Raw genomic sequence first — 18,857 nt, 5'->3', positions numbered from 1 at the left:
GACTTTTACGCCCGCAACCACCGGAAAATACCTTTTGGCCGGTGCCGCCATTGCGGAAAAAACGTAAATACCGGAAAAAACGAAATCAACAGGGAGAGGAAGGCAGGGGAACGGTCGCGCGGCTGCCGGCGCGGACACCATATCTTGTGCCGTTTCCGGCTGACGGAGCCACTACATATAGCGTTATCCACAGAAACGGTGGATAAGTGGCGGCGCTGCGGAGAATACCGCTAAACCGCAACGGCGAAAAAATGTGGTCCCGCGCGCAAAAGTGCGGTACAAATGGCTGTACATTATGTAAAGCCAGATGACTGTACAAAAAGGAAGGAGCATGACCGGTTTTTTTGAACGTAAAAAGCGGGCCAAAAACGCCCAGCTGACCGTGCGTCTCGATGAGCAGCTGAAGAAACGCGCCGAACTGCGTCTGGAGGCAATGGGGATGACCGCCACGGAAGCGGTGGAGCAGCTTTACCGCTTCATCGCCGATCACGGCCGGATGCCCGTCACGGAGCGTATCGTCACATTTGACATCCAGTCACAGCGCGGCCGCGCCATCGCCCTCAATCCCGCCGACGCTGTGACCGAAAACACCCGGCGGTTTCTGCAGTCGCTGGGAGCTGTGGAAGTGGTCTGCTGCGATCCCGCTGCATTTGAACAGGCGGTACTGGAGTACTTCAGCCTGTATGTGGCCGACCAGGCTGCCTGTTTACTGGCCGGTGTACTGAACGTCACGTTCATGGTTAATGCCGCCAGTCGCGTGAAAGATGACTGGCATGACAGGCTGCTGTCCCTGTTACAGCGCGACTTTGATTTCAGCGAAGAACAGTCAGTGACGTTCATTAACAGCATCGTAGACAGCGAACATGTCGATCCTGCCATCGTCAGTCGAAATAATACGGCCTGGCGGAGCGGAAAAAGCACCGGGTCCGGCGCCGCCGTCCTGCAGCGTTTCCTGACGTTCCTGGCGGAGCGGGGCGTCAGCTGCAGCGATCCGCAGAGACTGACCGAAAGCGCCGGCCGTGCATGGGGCGTGCGTGAAAATATGATCGGGAATATGCCCCCGGACATGCAGCAGGCCATAAACGATGGCGTCATTTTTGAGGCCAGCGCTGACACGCCGGACTTTTCCCCTGAGCTGGCGGCGGCGTTTGGCTTCACACAGGCCCAGGCAGAAGCGGTGCTGAAACCCGCCCTGGCCGCCAGGGATCTCCCCGGTTTCCTGCAGCGCTTTCTGGCGTTCCTGGCCGACCGGGGCATCAGCTGCAGCAATCCCCGGCGGTTTACTGAAAAGGTCACTGAACACGCCAGCCATGAGGGGCTGCACCGGCTTATTGCGATGTTGATGTCGCGCATCAGGGATGAGGGGGTCTGTTTTGTCTTTCACAATGAATCCCCGGACGAACTGCCGCGCCTGGCCGCGTCACTGCCCGGCGAACTGGCCGATACCTTCGGGTTTACGGGATGGCAGGCAACAACAATACTGCGTCAAATCCAGCCGGCACGGCCGGGGCAGGATTAGGGCCGGGAGCCTCACGCGATGAAAACGACCTGTTATGCGGACGGCATCACGGCGGCGCCACTTTCCCCGCAGGAGTGGCGGGCACTGCTCAGGGCGAAAGGCTGGAAGCAGAAGGATCTGGCCCGCCGCTGGAATGTGTCAGAAACCTGGATCAGTAAGCTGGCCAATAACCCCGATCGGGGCACGCACTGGAACGATGCCTGCCGGGGTCTGCCCGATATGCGTGCCCGGCGGCCCGGCGAACCGCGCGCGGCAGGCACAGACGCACCAGAGCCGGGAGGCCCTGAATGAACAAACGTCTTCACCTCATCACCACCTGTACCCGGCGCAAGGCGGGCAGCGTGGAGGATACCGTTTTTCCGGGCGACACTTCCCTTGATGACGCCTTTGACGGCTGGTACAGGCTGATCGCCCAGGCCGCCCGCCGTCCTGGCAGGGTGCTGGAAACGGGAGAGCTTTACCGGGGCGCACACTGGCTGCGTGCCCGCGGTATCGCGGCGCGGTGGCCGGGCATCGAGCTGTGGGCCATGTCGGCCGGTCTGGGGCTGCGCCACCATACCGATCCGGCGGTCGCGTATGAGGCAACGTTTCACGCCATGCCCTTCGCGCCGGCGACCGTCTGGGGCTCACTGACGGCACGCCCCCCGCTGGCGGGCCGCTGCGCCTCCCTGGCTGAGCTGATGCAACGCTGCCCGGACGATCGCTTTGTGATCGCCGGTTCACCCGTGTATATCAGCGCGGCTGAGCAGGATATTCTGGCCGGCGTGCCGGCACTGCATGATGCGGCCGCTCAGCTGATTATCGTGACCTCACAGGGCTATCGTGGTCCGCTGCAGCCGTTTCTTAAAAGAAGCCGCGCGGACATGATGGCGACCCTGAAATCGAACATGACGTGCCTGAATATTGCCTGCGCCGGCGCCCTGATTGACGCCATGATGCAGGCAGACGCCCGGCAGGCGGCAACCATTTAATACAGACAGAGACTGGCGCTACCGTCGCCAGAAGGGGGTTTTACATGTTCAGCATCATTTATCACGCCGGCGCAGCCGTCCTTTTCCTGGTCATGAGCCTGGCGGCCGGCGCCGGCCTCCTGCTTCATAGCCATGAATATACGACAGGTCATTTCTGGAACATGACGGGGCTGTGCATTGTGTCAACTCTCGTCTGGATCTGGGCTGTAGCTCAGGCAAAAGAAGCCTGGTACATTTCACGAAACATCAAAAAAGGACTCTGACCATGAAAGATGAAATTCGCCACGAAAAACCCGTTGAAGTGAATATACAGCTGACACACAGAGAAGCGCAGGCTCTGGCGCAACTGGTTAAGCGTCTGGGATTCAGTGACTGCCGCGGCCTGGCGACGTCAGATATTGAGGCATATCTGATGATGGATGGAATCAACCAGATCATGAAAGCACTGGCTGAAGAGGGCTATGCACCACGATAAGGGCCGGGACTATCTGGAATTAGCCGGAAATACGGCCCTATCACGCGGGCAGTAAGGAGAGGTTTTAATGTTCCCGACACCAGGGAAAACAAGCCGCCGTCAAGAGCGGCTGCACATCGCTGTTATCGCATAAACGCCGCGGGAATATCCTTCCACTGCGTGGTGTAGGCCGGGGACAACATTTCACGGCGCATGGCATATTCCGGATCAATACCTTCTCCGGCGAAGAAGATCCTTGACCTTCCTTCCCTGTTTATTTTGTCGATGGTGGCCATCAGTTTTTCGCTGCCCGGCCGCACAGCAGCCGGCGAAAACAGATCCAGCTGGGTTTCATATCCCTGCAGATCGCTGAGCATCACGCCGGCTTTTGCATACCGCACGCCCTCACGCCAGATACGCGACAGTCCCAGCTGCGCCGCGGCGATGATGTCGCGGGTATCCTGGCTTGGCACGGGAAGCACTTCCGTAGCCTGGTTACTGTAGGGCACACCGCCGGCGTCATAAGCACTGCTGCGGATAAAGACCGTTACCACCTTCGCCAGACGGTTTTCCTGGCGCAACTTTTCTCCTGCCCGTGTGGCATATTTAGTCACCGCCTGCTGCATCTGCGCCAGTTGCGTGACCCGCGATCCAAACGAACGGGATACAACAAGCTGCTGTTTCGCGCCGGTACCTTCTTCCAGGGCAAAGCAGGCCTCGCCACGCAGCTCACGGATGGTGCGTTCCAGCGTCACACCGTACAGCCGGCGTGCCAGTCGGATATCCATCTCTGCGAGCGCCAGCGCCGTTTTGATCCCCATTGTCGCCAGCCCTTTTTCGGTACGATGGCCAACCCCCCACACATCGCCGGCCGACACCAGGCTCATCAGCCTTTTCAGTCTTACAGGATCACTGAGCGCCACAACCCCCCCGGTGGCAGGCCACGTCTTCGCGGCGTGGTTGCACAGTTTGGCCAGCGTCTTCGTTGGCGCGACGCCGACTCCACAGGTGAGCGTTGTCTGGCGCAGCACTTCAGCCCGCAAAAGCTGGCCAAACGCCTGCGGCGTCATCACTCCCTCCATATGAGAGGCATCCGCAAAGAGCTCATCAATTGAGTAAACAAATGTCCGCGGCGCCAGACTCTCCACCACGGTTGCAAATCTGGCGGAGAATGAGGCGTAAAGGGTGTAGTTGGAACTGAATACGGCAACGTTATGCTGTTCCAGCAGGCGGCGGCAGCGGAAATAGGGCTCCCCGCGGCGCACGCCAAGCGCTTTCGCCGCGCGATTGACCGCAACAAGCGCCCCGTCGTTGTTGCTGAGAACGACCACAGGGCGACCTCGTAAATCAGGGCGGAACGCTTCTTCGCAGCTGCAGTACATCGAATTGACATCGATTAAGGCGTACACGGGCGGTGTCTCATGACAGTGAACGTAACCACACCCCATATCTGCAGCGCCTCCGGATCAAACCTGATTGGCGGAAAAGCCGGATTCAGCGGCATCAGGCAGGGGTAAGGGCGGAGCTGCAGCTGCTTGACCGTAAATTCATTATCGATGCTGGCAATCACGATGCTGCCGTGCCGGGGCTCTTCTGCCCGATCGACGACCAGCACATCGCCATCATGAATGCGGGCATCACGCATAGAATCGCCGGACACACGCAAGAAGTACGTTGCGGCCGGACGCCGCACGCAGTAATCATGCAGGTTAAGTTCATTGGCCTCATAGCCTGCGGCCGGGCTGGGAAAGCCGGCCGCAACGGGCTCGGCAAAAAAAGGGAGTGCGTCACCTTCCACTGAAGGCCGGGGATAAACGAGATCCAGCGCCATAATTTAGCCTCCAATAACTGTTTATACATACAGTATATTGCAGGCTTCAGGAAACAGGCAATGCCGGCATATTTCATGCCGGCACGCTGGGGTCAGGTCAGGATGGTGGCCAGACGGCCAAGAACGTCGTCCATGATAGTCTCTGGCACCCGTTCGAGTCGTTTGCCGCCGCGGGCTTTCATATCGATCGTCCGGGGTTGATCGCAACGCACAACGCCGGTGGTACGTATGCCGGCGCCGTCAAGCGACACAGCAAAGCCTGCTGTGCGGGCAAAATTGCCTCCGCTGGTCACGGGCACAACAACAGGCAGGCGGGTCACGCGGTTAAAAGCAGCCGGCGTGACAATCAGTACCGGCCGCGTTCCCTGCTGCTCATGACCTGCGGTAGGGTCAAGCGAGACAAGCCAGATTTCCCCTCTTTCCATGTCAGATTTCCTCCTGACCAGCCGCCGGCGCATCCAGCCATTCACGTTCTTCTGCCGAGATTTCAGCGTTCGGATCGCACTGTGCCAACAGCTCAGCCAGTGAATACTGCGGGCGTCTGTGCGGCTCCACAATCAGCCGGCCATTATCAATGACCATGCCAACTTCATTATCTGTACCCAGCGACAGCGCATTCAGCAGTGCCGGTGGGACGGTCAGCATGACTGAGCCGCCAACCTTCTTCAGTCGAGTGGTATGCATTTTTCACCTCCATAAAAGTTATATTTAAATATAACATTCACAAAAAAACATACCAGCCTTTAACGCACAATATTTAATAAAAATATAACTTTCAGCCCAACAGTAAACCCAGCGCGGTAGCTTCCATATGCAGCAATACCGGCAGCAGCAGGCCGCCACTTCTGATCCGGGCAGCTGATGTAATCAGCCCCACCAGGAACATTTCTGCCAGGGTCAGCAGGTTCTGATACTGCATATGCACGGCGGCAAACAGCAAAGACGTTATCAGCGCGCCCAGCCACATCGTCCAGTTGTACCTCGAACGGAAGACGTTCAGCACTGAAGGATCCCCTCATAAATCAGCCATAGCATAGCCATATTTGAGCAACTGATTGGCGAATAATACCCAGGCCGCCAGCAATTCTTTCTCCGTGATTTGATAATCAGGCCGCCTGAGTACCTCCAATCCCAAGCGAATCGTTGAGAGTACCGTTCGATGCCCAATGGTATTGGCCTGAAAATGCTTATCCCAGCCCTGTTGCTGTGCGTGTAAACCAACTAGCCACAACAGGCATTGAACCATCAACGCTATCAGTAGGATGATGTCGAATCGCTCTGGACTGTTGGTACGACTTTGGCGTAAGCCAAAGCCGTATGCCGGGCTTTTGAGGTCACGAAAGGTTTCCTCTATTTGCATACGTTTGGCGTACAGGTTTACCAGCTGCTTTGGGCTCCGAGATTCTGGTGGTAAATTGCTGGCTAACACCCAAGGCTCTTTCGCCGATGTTGAGTACGTTTTTGCCGATGGATGGTGGCAATTAGTCCTCGTTGAACGCTGATTTGTACGCCCCTTAGGTTTGCTACGATAAAGCGTGAGATGGCAATTGATAGGGTTAGTTTTGGTCAAAGTCTTACAACCCAGGCTCTTCGCTTGACCGTTGGCCAAGTCATGTGTACTTCGAACTGCACGCCAATTTTCAGCGCCAATATCTGCAAATTGAACTGTACCGCGAATACGGCTTAGCCAAAACCAACCATGCGCCTCAACCTCTTTGTACCAAGGCACTTTGAACCCCGCGTCAGTCACGATGAGAGGGGTAACATGCAAAGGTAAAATCTTGGCTAAGTCCGCTAAAAAACCGTTGTGGGAGGCCTTAGAGCATTGTTCTGATAGGGGATAGGACTTCTCATACAGGGTAATAGAGCGGCCATTGAAGGCTATTGAGGCGCGCAGAGCCATGATGCGTTTATGCTCTCGGATGTCTGACCAATCGACGAGCACAATCGGCATAGGGTTACCAGAACAGATGAGGCTGGCATGCCATTGGTAGACAGCTAACCGTTCTTGATGCAGATGCGTGTTGCCGAGCAAACGATCAATGCGCTTGATGTTGTGCTTGGTTCGGGCCGTGGTTGGTAAATTTCGACCTAACTCAGTCAAGGTCAGTGTCTTACATTCAATCAGCGCCTTAGAGGCCAGCATCAAGCTGTTTAATCGTTTTAGGTGAAGTTCTGGGCAGTATTGGTGTAAAGAATGTTGTAGGATATTGGCTTCGCGCATCTTGTTGTCCAAGTGTAGTTTTTGGCGAAACCATTTGATCATGCAACAAGATGCGCTTCCACCCTAATTTGATGATTTATTTGTAAATCATCAGGGGATTCTTCAGTGCTCGGCCTGTAAAAAAAGCGGATCGGGCGTTTGGGCTTGAGTCATGTGTTTGGGCTGATTATTGCTGGTCATCAAAAGATCCTCTGCTTTAGCCTCTGAAAATTTTTAGCCAATAAATATAACTTTGTTATCCCGCCAAATGCCATTAAACTGCATAAGACGCTATGTTCCAAATATGAGACAGTGGGAAAAACATGCCAGATTTAAACGGTATGATGCTATTTGCAGCCGTAGTGAGAGCAAAGGGATTCTCCCAAGCTGCACGTGAAACCGGCCACCCAAAATCCACCATAAGTCGCAAAATCGCGCAGCTTGAAGAACAACTAGGCGTGCGATTGTTACAACGCGACACCCGTAACCTGAGTCTTACCCAAGTCGGGGCACTCTTTTATCAACACTGTGATTCCATTCGCAATGAGGTGGAAGCGGCCAAGGCTGTTATCGAGAGTACCCATGATGATGTATCAGGATCATTACGGATAGCCATTCCGGTCTCTTTTAGCCAAGAATTAATTGCTAACCTCTGTAGCGGATTCATGCGTTTATATCCCAATGTGGAATTAGATGTCCAGTTTACCGACAACGATATAGGTTTGGTGGGTGAAGGATATGACATAGCTATCAAATATGGGCCACTGCAATCCTCTGATCTTGTTGCAAGATTACTGTTCGAGCGTCAACCAATTCTGGTAGCAAGCCCTGGCTATTTAAAAGCACGCGGCACCCCCGCAACACCTAAGGAGCTGAGCGATCATAGTGGTATTCTGCTAGGAACATCCCGCTCAGCACCCATATGGCCCTTAGGCAAAGGTGCTCGCAAAACCATGGTAAACTTTCAGCGTAAAGTCAGGGTCAATAGCCCGATTATGGTTAAGCAGTTAGCCCTCGATGACTTTGGGATTGCAATGCTATCAAACTCCGCCTGCAAAACCGAACTCGCCAACGGCCAGCTAGTGCCAATCTTACAGGAATGGCCGATTGAACCCTTTAAGGTCTACGGGGTGTATTCGAGCCGCAGACAATTAGCCACCAATATCAGCGCCTTCTTGGACTTTTTCGTCAAACGCTTTAGCAGCCAAGAAAGCCTACAATCCTTGATGGGCTAGGCACTTTATCGCAGCGGCATTCACCTTTACTGACATCGCCATTCCTTTATACACATCCCAATGTTGAGTGACCATGACCATTTAGATAACAAAAAAGCCTAGCAAATTGGCTAGGCTTTTTACGTTGAGGAATGTGATGCTAATGCTCAGGCTAAAAGTTAACGCGCGGAGCTTAAGTCGATTAGGCCTAACCGATTAAGTATGAGCCATTAACTACAAGCGCATCGAGCATCAGCATTTTGTCCATATATCTTTACAGCTTATATGACGGCTATTTCACACAAATACGCGCTAACCACTTCTAGGGAATAATTTTTTCCTGTTTGAGCACTTCTTTTGTGATGGCTTGGCGCAGCCCTAAACCATCCGATGTGGGCATATCCATATTCATCGCAAAAAACCACACATTATCATCAAGTTCAACCCAACCGACCCACCAGCCAATCTTAGGTTCGATTCTAGTCGAGTATCCAGTTTTAGCCCGAATAATATAGTCACCATTGGCTTCGGTCAGCATGGCTTGTTTGACAATACGCTGGCTGCGCTCCGATACGTGTAACTTATTGTGATACAGCTTTCTTAAAAAGCTGATTTGCTCCGTGGCCGAAATTCGAATACCACCGTCGAGCCAGAAACTGTCTACATTGCCCGAAATGTCCTCATTACCATAATCGAAAGCATGTAGCATCTTGCTCATACGTGCCTCGCCAATTTGGCGGGCAAATTCTTGATAAACAGGCACAACTGAATATTTCATCGCGGTGATTAGATTATGATCGCGATTCCAAGTGGCGATATCGCGCGTCTGTCCATCCCACTTAAAGACTTGGTGTTCATCCTTAACCACGCCCAAATCGAGGGCGATCAAGCTATTGGGAATTTTAAAGGTAGATGCGGGTAAAAATGCTTGGTTCGCCCGTTTAAGATTATTGGTAAATCCTTGCTGCTTATTCTCATTCCAGAGCACAACTACGCCCTGTGATTTATGTTCAGTAAAGTGAGCATTCCAACTTTTGTTTTCTTGCCATTCCTTTGCTACCGCAGGCATTCCGATAATCGATGCCACCAAAAACACAGCCGATAAGGCTAATACACGCATAACGTCCCCTTGCTTAATGCAATATACTGAAGAATCCCCTGATGATTTACAAATAAATCATCAAATTAGGGTGGAAGCGCATCTTGTTGCATGATCAAATGGTTTCGCCAAAAACTACACTTGGACAACAAGATGCGCGAAGCCAATATCCTACAACATTCTTTACACCAATACTGCCCAGAACTTCACCTAAAACGATTAAACAGCTTGATGCTGGCCTCTAAGGCGCTGATTGAATGTAAGACACTGACCTTGACTGAGTTAGGTCGAAATTTACCAACCACGGCCCGAACCAAGCACAACATCAAGCGCATTGATCGTTTGCTCGGCAACACGCATCTGCATCAAGAACGGTTAGCTGTCTACCAATGGCATGCCAGCCTCATCTGTTCTGGTAACCCTATGCCGATTGTGCTCGTCGATTGGTCAGACATCCGAGAGCATAAACGCATCATGGCTCTGCGCGCCTCAATAGCCTTCAATGGCCGCTCTATTACCCTGTATGAGAAGTCCTATCCCCTATCAGAACAATGCTCTAAGGCCTCCCACAACGGTTTTTTAGCGGACTTAGCCAAGATTTTACCTTTGCATGTTACCCCTCTCATCGTGACTGACGCGGGGTTCAAAGTGCCTTGGTACAAAGAGGTTGAGGCGCATGGTTGGTTTTGGCTAAGCCGTATTCGCGGTACAGTTCAATTTGCAGATATTGGCGCTGAAAATTGGCGTGCAGTTCGAAGTACACATGACTTGGCCAACGGTCAAGCGAAGAGCCTGGGTTGTAAGACTTTGACCAAAACTAACCCTATCAATTGCCATCTCACGCTTTATCGTAGCAAACCTAAGGGGCGTACAAATCAGCGTTCAACGAGGACTAATTGCCACCATCCATCGGCAAAAACGTACTCAACATCGGCGAAAGAGCCTTGGGTGTTAGCCAGCAATTTACCACCAGAATCTCGGAGCCCAAAGCAGCTGGTAAACCTGTACGCCAAACGTATGCAAATAGAGGAAACCTTTCGTGACCTCAAAAGCCCGGCATACGGCTTTGGCTTACGCCAAAGTCGTACCAACAGTCCAGAGCGATTCGACATCATCCTACTGATAGCGTTGATGGTTCAATGCCTGTTGTGGCTAGTTGGTTTACACGCACAGCAACAGGGCTGGGATAAGCATTTTCAGGCCAATACCATTGGGCATCGAACGGTACTCTCAACGATTCGCTTGGGATTGGAGGTACTCAGGCGGCCTGATTATCAAATCACGGAGAAAGAATTGCTGGCGGCCTGGGTATTATTCGCCAATCAGTTGCTCAAATATGGCTATGCTATGGCTGATTTATGAGGGGATCCTTCAGCGTTCAGCATGACACCACGGAACAGGATTTCCTCATTCAGCGGGGCAAGGATAAAGACGGCCAGCAACGTCAGGATCACATCGGGTATGGACTTATCGGCAAAAAGTTTCGTCATAAATGGCTCAGCGGGCAGGTCCAGCACTTTACCCAGCAGAAATTCACCGACATACACCACGGCCATCGCGCCAACCAGCCACAGTGCGCCAACGTTGCTCAGCTGGCCAACGACCGGTAGCGGAGCAACCCAGCGGCGGTATACCAGGAAAACACACAGGAGGTACACCAGTACAGCACCATGACTGAAGAACAGCGTATTTTTCCCCAGCCCATAGAGCAGAACAGCCTGCCCCATGACAAACATGGCCCCCCAGGCTATGGCCCAGGCTGCCAGCAGAACCAGCATAAACTGCAGATATTTATTACGTGACTGAATCATTTTATCCCCTGTTAATTTTTAAACAGAATCGGCTTGACACTCAGGCCGGTTTTCAGACCTAATTTAAATGATACAGAAAATGATTGCCGATTTTTTTAATGGAGAAAGTGAAATGAAATTCAACACGAAGATTGCTCTTATTCTGGCTGCATCCGTAATCAGTTGCAGTGCCTTTGCTCAGAGCGTATCCGCGCCGAAAACCGATTCTTTACTGAGCAGCATTCTGGGTGAGCAGGTACAGACAAACCAACATCTTGTACAACTGCTGGCAAAGGATCAGGATGCCGGTATTACACTGACCCCGGAACAAAAGAAAACCTCTTGCCTGTATGAAAGTCATTACTACAGCAGTGGCGCACCACTTACCGTCGGAAAAGAAACACTCCGCTGCACGCTGAGTGGCGAAATCCCGACATGGGAAAATGTGAACGAGGGCAATATTGTCTCTGTCGAAGGCAAATAAAATCCCTTTGACAGCCTCTCAATTATCCGCACCAAAATGATTTAAAAAAATCTCCTTTTGATGGTATATTTTTTACTCGAAATAGAAATCATTAGGAGATTGTTATGGTTGATGCCCCGCCCTCAATCCCGCTGCCAACTTGCATGGTTGAAGCAGCACAGATTTATCACATTCCTCTCCGTGGATTCCTCGCCTTGTGGCTGACTGAAGGCGGAAAACCGGGAATGAAAAATAAAAACAAAAACGGCACTTACGATTACGGCGCATTCCAGATAAACACCATCTGGGCGAATAAGCTGGCGTCCGATTTTGGCGTGAAAGCGGAGCAGCTGCAGCATGACTTCTGCGCCTCTGCAATGGCCAGTGCCTACATCCTCAAATACAACATCATTCTCGAAGGGGGGGATTTCTGGCAGGGTGTCGGCCGCTATCACTCCAACACGCCGGCGCGTAAGGCCTGGTATATCGGGAAGGTTTACCAAAATTCTCTGAGGTTCTGATGCAAAACCAGCCACAACGGAAAGGGGGAGGGGATGATGGCCTGATGATTATCGGGGCCCTTCTCATCATGATCACAGTGATGTGGTTTGGCTTTCGTGATTATGTGATTTACGGAGTCTGTCGCCTGCTTTACTGGATCTACGGTGTACTGCCGGACGCCATTACGCCGGGTAATGCGGCCGAGCGCCGGGACATGCTGCTGTCGGCGGCGCGGTATAACCACCAGGTTTCGCTGTGGGACTTTATCAGCGTGATGAACGACACGGCCAGCGTGCTCTTTCCCCTGTTCATTTTAATCATCGGGTTGTTCGTCTGGGTTATCTCGCGCAATCCTTACTACCGTCTGACCCGTAAACTGACCATCCGGAACCTTCCCTGGGTGATGGTAAAAAACTATCCGGGGATAGCTCATATCCTCGCCCGGTTTGGCCACCTCGATCAGCTGCTGCTGAATGAAGATCCGGAAGAAGCACGCAGCGCGCAGTCACCCGTTGAGTTTGCCCAGGAACATAACCTGATTGATACCGCTAAGCGCCGCCTCCGTAAAAAAGCCGCACATAAAGTCTTCCTGTCACAGGTAAACCTGGCCCCCGAAGGGGCGGCCCTTTCCCTGGCGCCCTGGGAAAAAGCGCTCGCAGCCTCGTTTGTACATCTGCGGTTTATGGGCGACCGGCCAACGGCTAAATCCATTCTCGACGATCTCAACCGTTCCTGCCTGCGGACTAAAGACGGTTTCCCTGATTATTCGCTGGCCGCCGGGTTCTGGACCGTCGCCAGCCAGTGTGAAGCGTTCCGAGAATTTGCAAAGGGGCGCCGCAGCTCCCGTTCGCTACTCTACGCGCTGTTCGATGATGACCTGCAGCTGCCATCCGCTAATTTCCGGTGGCTTAAAGGTGTGGACCGCACGTTATGGTATGCACTTTCAAGCGCCGGCCGCGGGAAGTTCTTCATTGAGGGAGGTGGTGTTATTGCCTGGAGTCAGTGCGAAAGTTACCGGCTGACGCTCGATGAAGAAAAGGCGGCGAAATTCCCGCCGACCGTGCGGGCGGCCGTGCTGGGCCTTGAGCTGGATCTGCTCCATTACCGCCATATTGACCGCCGCGATCCCGCCATTCCGGTCGCTCACTGGCAGGAAGACGTTATACCGCCATTTGCATTTGAATCTGACGCTGAAGCGGAAGACGAGCCGGCTACGCCGCCTGCAGCTCCGCACGACACCCCGAACAACAGTCTGCGACTGACAGACGATGAACCGACGCCGGCTAAACCTCAGCCGGCAACCCGACCCGATCACCTGGAACTCTAAGCGAGGAAGTATGAAACTCACCGTAAAAACCGATCGCAACACACTTTATCTTTCCGCTGACGGAAACTACCAGGAACAAGCCCTGCACTCCTTCCCCCTGTCAGCCTGTCATTTTGGACTTGGCCATGATGCCGGCAGCGGCCACATCCTGACGCACAATACGTTTTCTGGTGAAGCGGTGCAGCTGTTCCGCTTTGAAAACGAATATCAGGCCATCGAGGCGCTGAACAATATCCGTAAAAAGCTGAAACAGCAGCGCGGACTCAATGCCGTGCGCCGGCTGTCTAACTTTATCTTCTGGCCAGTCGCCGCGCTGGGCTTTATCGTCTCCATCAACGGCGCGTTGATGAATATGCATCAGCCGGCACAGCCACTGCAGGCAAACTCGTATGCTCCCGCGCCGGGTCTGCAGCAGCCTGCCACTGCGCCGGAGCAGCTGCAGGTTCAGGCAGCACCTGAAGCCCCTAAAAAACTGGCTGATAACGACTTGCTGTCACTGAAAGATGCCGTCACCAGCGGACGCTTTACAATCTCGCTTTCAACCGGGCATAAACACACCCTGTATGTGTTTTCCGATCCGATGTGCCCGCACTGCCGCGCGCTGGAACCCCGACTGCAGGAACTGAGCAAACGCTATAACGTCGAGATTTTCCCCGTGTCCGTTTATGGCGACCTGCGCTCGATGGTCCGCGCCGCTCCTGTACTCGATACCGGGAAAGATACCCGACTGAAAAGCTGGGAAGACACGATTAACATGGGATACACCACCATGAACCCGAAAATTGACGATCCGAAAACAGCCCCGGATACCACCGGCGCCCGCCTGGTTGACGCGAACAATATGGCATTTGCGAAATTCGGGTTTATCGGTACCCCGTCCATCGTTGCCGATTCGGGTGATGTGATCCCGGTTTCCGTCGTCAAAGACGATGCCCGCCTGCAGCAGGCAATAGGAGAATAACCCGGAGCCGCTATGCAACAGGAATCTGTAGACAGTAAAAAAGTCCTCCGCCCGGATGGTTCGTTCATGGAGTGGTTCCTCACTCCGAACGTACAGTTTGGCCTGCTGGCCATACTGACCGTGCTGGGTCTGTTTCTCCCCTTTACCATGCTGCTGAGCATCCTCATCCTTCCGCCGCTGATGGTGGCATTCACGGATCGTAAATTCCGGCCACCGCTGCGAATGCCGAAAGACTGCGAAATGTTCGACGACACCCTGACCACGGAAACCCAGGCGGAATACCGTCTGGGGCCCATTCGCATCCCGCATAAGGTCCGGGAGCGAAAGAAAGCGAAGGGAATTTTATATGTCGGGTATGAGCGGGGACGCCTGTTCGGCCGCGAGCTGTGGCTGAACATGACGGACCTGCTGCGCCACATGGTATTTTTTGGTACCACCGGGTCGGGTAAAACCGAAACCTTCTATGGGTTTATCGTTAACTTCCTGCTGTGGTGCCGTGGCTACTGCCTCTCAGACGGTAAAGCAGATAACAAGCTGGCCTTCGCCACCTGGTCGCTGGCGCGCCGTTTCGGCCGTGAGGATGATTATTACGTTCTCAACCTGCTGACCGGCAGTATTGACAGGTTCGTGAACCTGGTGAAGCAGGAAAGCATCCCCGCGCAATCCAACTCAGTCAACCTCTTCAGCGTTGCCCCGCCGACCTTCATCATCCAGTTGATGGAATCCATGCTCCCCCAGGTGGGCGGGGATTCGGCACAGTGGCAGGATACGGCAAAAGCCATGATGTCGGCGCTGATCAATGCCCTGTGTTATAAGCGCGCCCGCGGCGAACTGCTTTTGTCACAGCGCACTATTCAGAAAAACATGTCGCTGCCGGCAATGGCCGCGCTGTACGTGGAGGCAAAGAAAAACGGCTGGCACAGCGAGGGTTACGCCGCGCTGGAAAGTTATCTGGAAAATACACCAGGCTTCCTGCTGGCCAACGCGGAATACCCGGAAACGTGGGAAGCCCGCGCCTTCGAACAGCATAACTACATGAGCCGTCAGTTCCTGAAGACGCTCTCCCTGTTCAATGAAACTTATGGCCATGTTTTTCCGGAAGACAGCGGCGATATCCGGATGGACGATATTTTCCACAATGACCGCATTCTCATCGTCATGATCCCGTCGCTGGAGCTGTCACGCGGTGAAGCGGCCACGCTTGGCCGTTTATATGTGACGCTGCAGCGAATGACCATCAGTAAGGACCTGGGCTACCAGCTGGAAGGGAAAAAAGAGGAAGTCCTGCTCACTCACGCGCTGAATAATCAGGCGCCATACGGGCTGATTTATGACGAGCTGGGCCAGTATTTCACCAGCGGTATGGATACGCTGAGTGCGCAGATGCGTTCACTGGAAAAAATGGGCGTATTTTCCTCCCAGGATCACCCGTCGCTCGCCCGCGGCGCGAACGGCGAGGTGGATTCGCTGATCGCCAACACCCGCGTGAAATATTTTGAGTCGATTGAAGACCGGAAAACCTTTGAAATACTGCGCGAAACCGTCGGCCAGGATTATTATTCTGAGCTCTCCGGGCAGGAAGCCGAACACGGCACGTTTTCCAAAACGGTCCGGGAAGGGGATCTGTACCAAATCCGTGAAAAGGACCGCGTGAACATTCGTGAGCTACGTAAGCAGACCGAAGGTCAGGGGGTAATTTCTTTCCAGGATGCCCTGGTACGCAGCGCCGCGTTTTACATTCCGGACAATGAGAAGTTTTCCAGCGAACTGCCGATGCGGATAAACCGCTTTATCGAGGTATTGCCGCCATCGCCGGCAACGCTGTACAGCATTTATCCGGAACGCAAGGATGATGAACTGGCGGAAACCAACCCGGATGCAATGCGATTCCCGCCGATCAAGCTGTTCGGCTACGACAAAGCGGCCAACAGCCTGCTGGAAAAAATTGAGGTCTTCTACGAGCTGCAGTGTGGCGCAATTTCACCGGAGGAAATGTCGGTGTGCCTGTTTGAACTGTTCGCTGAATGGCTTGATGGAACGGAAACGGACGACGTGCTTTACCACCAGGAAGACGATCTGTTCCCGATGATCGAGATGTAACCCTGTTAAAAGGCGGGGAGTGGTCCCCCCGCCTTTAGTTACGTTTCCGGTCAGTCAAAATACTGCCGGATCAGCTCCAGGACCGCTATCACAGCGTTAGACACTGCAACAACTGCCCGCAGAACGACGATTAACAAGTTAATCATCCGTTTGCTCCATACAGAGCAGGAACACCGCTGATCGCCCTTACATTGCCTGTCACAGCGGCTACCTCACGTCAATTGTTTAGATGTTCCCACTCCAGCCAGGGCATTGAAACAGCACCACCTGTTTTTCAACCAGGGCTTTAAACCGTTCACGCCGCGTAAGCGGGGGCTGGAGAAGAACGTCAACAGATTGACCCGCGCAGTATACCCTATTCCCGGTGGTTTGCATTTACTGCACTCATGGCGTAATATTTAACCGTCAATTGTTTAGGTGTTCCCGCCTCCATCCGGGGCAAAACATGAAAACCCGATCTCACCAGTCGGGTTTTTTTGTGCCTCCACCCTGGCAGAAATCGCATTTCCTCAAATAAGCGCCTGAAACGCTCTCTGTGGCCTTCACTGCAAAAAGAGCAACATTCCCCTGCCTTCACCCTTTTTAACGCGCCTGCGAGCGGCTGACGTGGATAACCGCGGCTAAATCGATCCTCTTTTCCCTGTTAATTTTAAAACTGACAGCAGACACTGGCGTTGATTGCCTGAAAGGCATTGCACGCCATAGCAGATGATTTTCCTGCCTGACTGCCCTGCAGGTGACGCTGTGGCCACATTACCCCCTGGCTACTGCGAGCGGGCGGTGTGACGTTAGCGGCGCACCGGGCGCGTGGGTAGTAGCGTTGACGTCAGGGGTGCGGGTCGCAGCCCTTCCGTCTTACGGGGGTGTTCTTAGTTACATCATCCATCATGCTTTTTTCTGCCGAGCCGTTGGCTCGGCGGGGAAAAGCACGGTGGGGCAAAGAAAAATCTACAGTGGTGGTTTCTGCTGGCCACCCTGCCCGGCATTTGCCGGGTGCTAACCTGGGAGCATAGCGACCATTCTGGCCGTCGTGCCGCGTAGCGGCGCTGAAAGGCCAGGCATATTCCCATAATCCACAGAAAATTGAGCCTGAATAACAGTGATCTCTTTATTGAATAAACATCTTTTTAAAGAAGTTAAGAGTGTATTGCAGCTTGCTTTGACCACGATTGCAGGTGACTTTATTTCCTCCTTTGCGGATAACTGTGGATAGTGGTGATCTCGCTGCCGGTTATCCACCGGCGGCGCCAGAACGTCAAAAAATCACGATGGCCACACGTTAAAACTGGAGGAAATTTGAGCAGGTCGCGCCGGCTGGCGAGCACGAAAACCGCCAGGCGGCGGTAAGAGAATTACAGGGGGAGAAAATCAGTGATAATCAGGGGGACCGGATTCCCTCTCCAGCCCCAGATCGAGCTGATACAGGTGGCTGCGTACTCGCTGGGTAAACTGCTCAGGCGACAGCGCGTGCAGTTCGTCTTTCGGCAGCGTCCGTATCAGATGAACGGACATGGCGTAAGCCCGGTCGTCATAGGGCTGTTCTGCCAGCGCTTTCAGCTTCTTCTCGCGCTTACCCTTCAGGGCGGCTTCACGCCGGCGAACCAGCGTGGCGTGCATCATTTTTTCATACCAGCGCCGGCGCGCGGCTTTAACAGAGATTTCTTCCGCCTGGCCATGTTCATCACGGGTTATCCAGCCTGCAGCTTCAGCGGCCACCTGTTCGGCCTGCTCCGCATACAGCTTATCGAGATCAACACCGATCATCTTCCAGAGGCGTTCCGTCAGCACGACATGCTTGGGGAACCACTTGCGGTTAAACGGGTCCCATGTGACGCCTTCAGGCAGCGCCAGTAACCCGAATTCCATCATGTGCTGCAGCAGCCGGCAAACCCGCGGTACCGTCACTTTCCGGATCACGTTCCCTTCGCTGTCCTTTTCGCTGAGCTGCCACGCCATTTTACTGAGGTTGATAGTGTCGATATGGGTAGCCCGGTCAACGGTGCTGACCAGGAGCGGCACAATCGCATCGAGTAATTTCTCCCGCTCCGGGCGGAAGTCGCGCTTCCGGCCAGCCTGCTCGCGCAGCTGCACGAAGTACGGGTGGCGGCTGATCCGCATACGCAGACTTAACGCGCCCGTTTTGCGATCGCGGCGAACAAGGCGGTTGTAGGCATGGCCAAGCTGGCCAGGGAGCTTTTTGAAATTGTCCGGTCGGTACCAGCTGGGCTCCGGGCAGAGACACGCCGTTGAGTGCGTACCGCGACGACGGCGGGTTTTGCGCACGGGCTTGGTGCCTTCATCGAGAAGCAGCTGCAGGGGCGATTCTTTAGGGGACTGGCTTTCAAGCCAGGAGATGAACTCCGGCGAAAGACCTTCTACTGACTCAATGTCAGAAAGCTGTAGGTATGGATTCTTTTGATTCAC

At 53.7% G+C, this 18,857-nt stretch carries 20 protein-coding genes and 2 pseudogenes; 12 read left to right on the top strand and 10 right to left on the bottom strand.

Annotated elements, in window-relative coordinates; all coding sequences use genetic code 11:
• Positions 1–331 precede the first annotated feature (331 nt).
• The 5 genes from WHR59_RS24145 to WHR59_RS24125 are packed head-to-tail and all read left to right on the top strand — an operon-like array spanning position 332 to position 2,965.
• Complete coding sequence (locus WHR59_RS24145; protein ID WP_015059996.1) at positions 332–1,519, top strand: type II toxin-antitoxin system RelB/DinJ family antitoxin; 1,188 nt, start codon at positions 332–334, stop codon at positions 1,517–1,519.
• Positions 1,520–1,537: 18 nt separating this feature from the next.
• The gene (locus tag WHR59_RS24140; RefSeq protein WP_015059995.1) at positions 1,538–1,810 is read left to right on the top strand and encodes a helix-turn-helix domain-containing protein; all 273 of its coding nucleotides are present in this window, start codon (positions 1,538–1,540) and stop codon (positions 1,808–1,810) included.
• Positions 1,807–2,490 (top strand): hypothetical protein, encoded by a 684-nt coding sequence (locus WHR59_RS24135; RefSeq protein WP_015059994.1) that lies wholly within the window; start codon positions 1,807–1,809, stop codon positions 2,488–2,490. The genes WHR59_RS24140 and WHR59_RS24135 overlap by 4 nt, the downstream gene beginning before the upstream one ends.
• A 44-nt stretch (positions 2,491–2,534) precedes the next feature.
• Entirely contained in the window at positions 2,535–2,753 is a 219-nt protein-coding gene (locus WHR59_RS24130) for a hypothetical protein (protein WP_004187411.1), read from the top strand.
• Positions 2,754–2,755: 2 nt separating this feature from the next.
• The gene (locus WHR59_RS24125) at positions 2,756–2,965 is read left to right on the top strand and encodes a DUF7706 family protein (protein ID WP_004187413.1); all 210 of its coding nucleotides are present in this window, start codon (positions 2,756–2,758) and stop codon (positions 2,963–2,965) included.
• 122 nt (positions 2,966–3,087) lie between these two features.
• Here the strand turns inward: WHR59_RS24125 and umuC are convergent, their stop codons facing one another.
• The 6 genes and pseudogenes from umuC to WHR59_RS24095 all read right to left on the bottom strand — a co-directional run bounded on the left by umuC (position 3,088) and on the right by WHR59_RS24095 (position 6,999).
• Entirely contained in the window at positions 3,088–4,353 is a 1,266-nt protein-coding gene (gene umuC, locus WHR59_RS24120; RefSeq protein WP_019725070.1) for a translesion error-prone DNA polymerase V subunit UmuC, read from the bottom strand.
• Entirely contained in the window at positions 4,341–4,775 is a 435-nt protein-coding gene (locus WHR59_RS24115; protein WP_004187425.1) for a LexA family protein, read from the bottom strand. Before WHR59_RS24115 ends, umuC begins: the two co-directional genes overlap by 13 nt.
• Positions 4,776–4,867: 92 nt before the next feature.
• Positions 4,868–5,200, bottom strand: coding sequence for a type II toxin-antitoxin system toxin endoribonuclease PemK-mt (gene pemK-mt / locus WHR59_RS24110; protein ID WP_004187427.1), 333 nt, complete (start codon positions 5,198–5,200; stop codon positions 4,868–4,870).
• 1 nt (position 5,201) lies between these two features.
• Positions 5,202–5,459, bottom strand: a complete 258-nt coding sequence (gene pemI / locus WHR59_RS24105) for a type II toxin-antitoxin system antitoxin PemI (protein ID WP_004187429.1) — start codon at positions 5,457–5,459, stop codon at positions 5,202–5,204.
• A gap of 91 nt (positions 5,460–5,550) precedes the next feature.
• Positions 5,551–5,778 (bottom strand): annotated as a pseudogene (locus WHR59_RS24100) (type II CAAX prenyl endopeptidase Rce1 family protein); the annotation flags it as partial.
• A gap of 12 nt (positions 5,779–5,790) precedes the next feature.
• The gene (locus WHR59_RS24095) at positions 5,791–6,999 is read right to left on the bottom strand and encodes an IS4-like element IS10A family transposase (protein WP_001206290.1); all 1,209 of its coding nucleotides are present in this window, start codon (positions 6,997–6,999) and stop codon (positions 5,791–5,793) included.
• Between the two features lie 302 nt (positions 7,000–7,301).
• Between WHR59_RS24095 and WHR59_RS24090 the strand changes: the two genes are divergently transcribed.
• On the top strand, positions 7,302–8,213 hold the full coding sequence (locus WHR59_RS24090) for a LysR family transcriptional regulator (RefSeq protein WP_015586033.1): 912 nt from the start codon (positions 7,302–7,304) through the stop codon (positions 8,211–8,213).
• 301 nt (positions 8,214–8,514) lie between these two features.
• Here the strand turns inward: WHR59_RS24090 and WHR59_RS24085 are convergent, their stop codons facing one another.
• The gene (locus tag WHR59_RS24085) at positions 8,515–9,312 is read right to left on the bottom strand and encodes an OXA-48 family carbapenem-hydrolyzing class D beta-lactamase OXA-48 (RefSeq protein WP_015059991.1); all 798 of its coding nucleotides are present in this window, start codon (positions 9,310–9,312) and stop codon (positions 8,515–8,517) included.
• 132 nt (positions 9,313–9,444) lie between these two features.
• On the opposite strand from WHR59_RS24085, the gene WHR59_RS24080 reads away from it, so the two are divergent.
• A complete protein-coding gene (locus WHR59_RS24080; protein WP_001206290.1) occupies positions 9,445–10,653 on the top strand; it encodes an IS4-like element IS10A family transposase in 1,209 nt (402 codons plus the stop codon).
• A gap of 14 nt (positions 10,654–10,667) precedes the next feature.
• Here the strand turns inward: WHR59_RS24080 and WHR59_RS24075 are convergent.
• Positions 10,668–11,102, bottom strand: a pseudogene (locus tag WHR59_RS24075) (CPBP family intramembrane glutamate endopeptidase); the annotation flags it as partial.
• A 112-nt stretch (positions 11,103–11,214) separates the two neighbouring features.
• Between WHR59_RS24075 and WHR59_RS24070 the strand changes: the two are divergent.
• The 5 genes from WHR59_RS24070 (at position 11,215) to WHR59_RS24050 (ending at position 16,433) form a co-directional block, all read left to right on the top strand.
• The gene (locus tag WHR59_RS24070; RefSeq protein WP_124065455.1) at positions 11,215–11,565 is read left to right on the top strand and encodes a DUF1496 domain-containing protein; all 351 of its coding nucleotides are present in this window, start codon (positions 11,215–11,217) and stop codon (positions 11,563–11,565) included.
• 104 nt (positions 11,566–11,669) lie between these two features.
• Positions 11,670–12,065: a lytic transglycosylase domain-containing protein gene (locus tag WHR59_RS24065; RefSeq protein ID WP_004187436.1), complete on the top strand. Its 396-nt coding sequence runs from the start codon at positions 11,670–11,672 to the stop codon at positions 12,063–12,065.
• Positions 12,065–13,372, top strand: coding sequence for a hypothetical protein (locus tag WHR59_RS24060; protein ID WP_015059988.1), 1,308 nt, complete (start codon positions 12,065–12,067; stop codon positions 13,370–13,372). The genes WHR59_RS24065 and WHR59_RS24060 overlap by 1 nt, the downstream gene beginning before the upstream one ends.
• 10 nt (positions 13,373–13,382) lie before the next feature.
• Entirely contained in the window at positions 13,383–14,333 is a 951-nt protein-coding gene (locus tag WHR59_RS24055) for a DsbC family protein (RefSeq protein ID WP_004206886.1), read from the top strand.
• A 12-nt stretch (positions 14,334–14,345) separates the two neighbouring features.
• Positions 14,346–16,433 carry a conjugal transfer protein TrbC gene (locus WHR59_RS24050; protein ID WP_004206885.1) on the top strand — a complete coding sequence of 696 codons (2,088 nt, stop codon included), beginning with the start codon at positions 14,346–14,348 and terminating at the stop codon, positions 16,431–16,433.
• 50 nt (positions 16,434–16,483) lie between these two features.
• Here WHR59_RS24050 and dqlB read toward each other — a convergent pair whose 3' ends face one another.
• Entirely contained in the window at positions 16,484–16,579 is a 96-nt protein-coding gene (gene dqlB, locus WHR59_RS24045; RefSeq protein WP_004206884.1) for a DinQ-like type I toxin DqlB, read from the bottom strand.
• Positions 16,580–17,801: 1,222 nt separating this feature from the next.
• Positions 17,802–18,857, bottom strand: a complete 1,056-nt coding sequence (repA, locus tag WHR59_RS24040) for a plasmid replication initiator RepA (RefSeq protein WP_015060006.1) — start codon at positions 18,855–18,857, stop codon at positions 17,802–17,804.

The organism is Citrobacter europaeus, from assembly GCF_037482245.1.
Lineage (GTDB): Bacteria > Pseudomonadota > Gammaproteobacteria > Enterobacterales > Enterobacteriaceae > Citrobacter > Citrobacter europaeus.
This window is presented reverse-complemented; position numbering and strand designations above follow the sequence as displayed.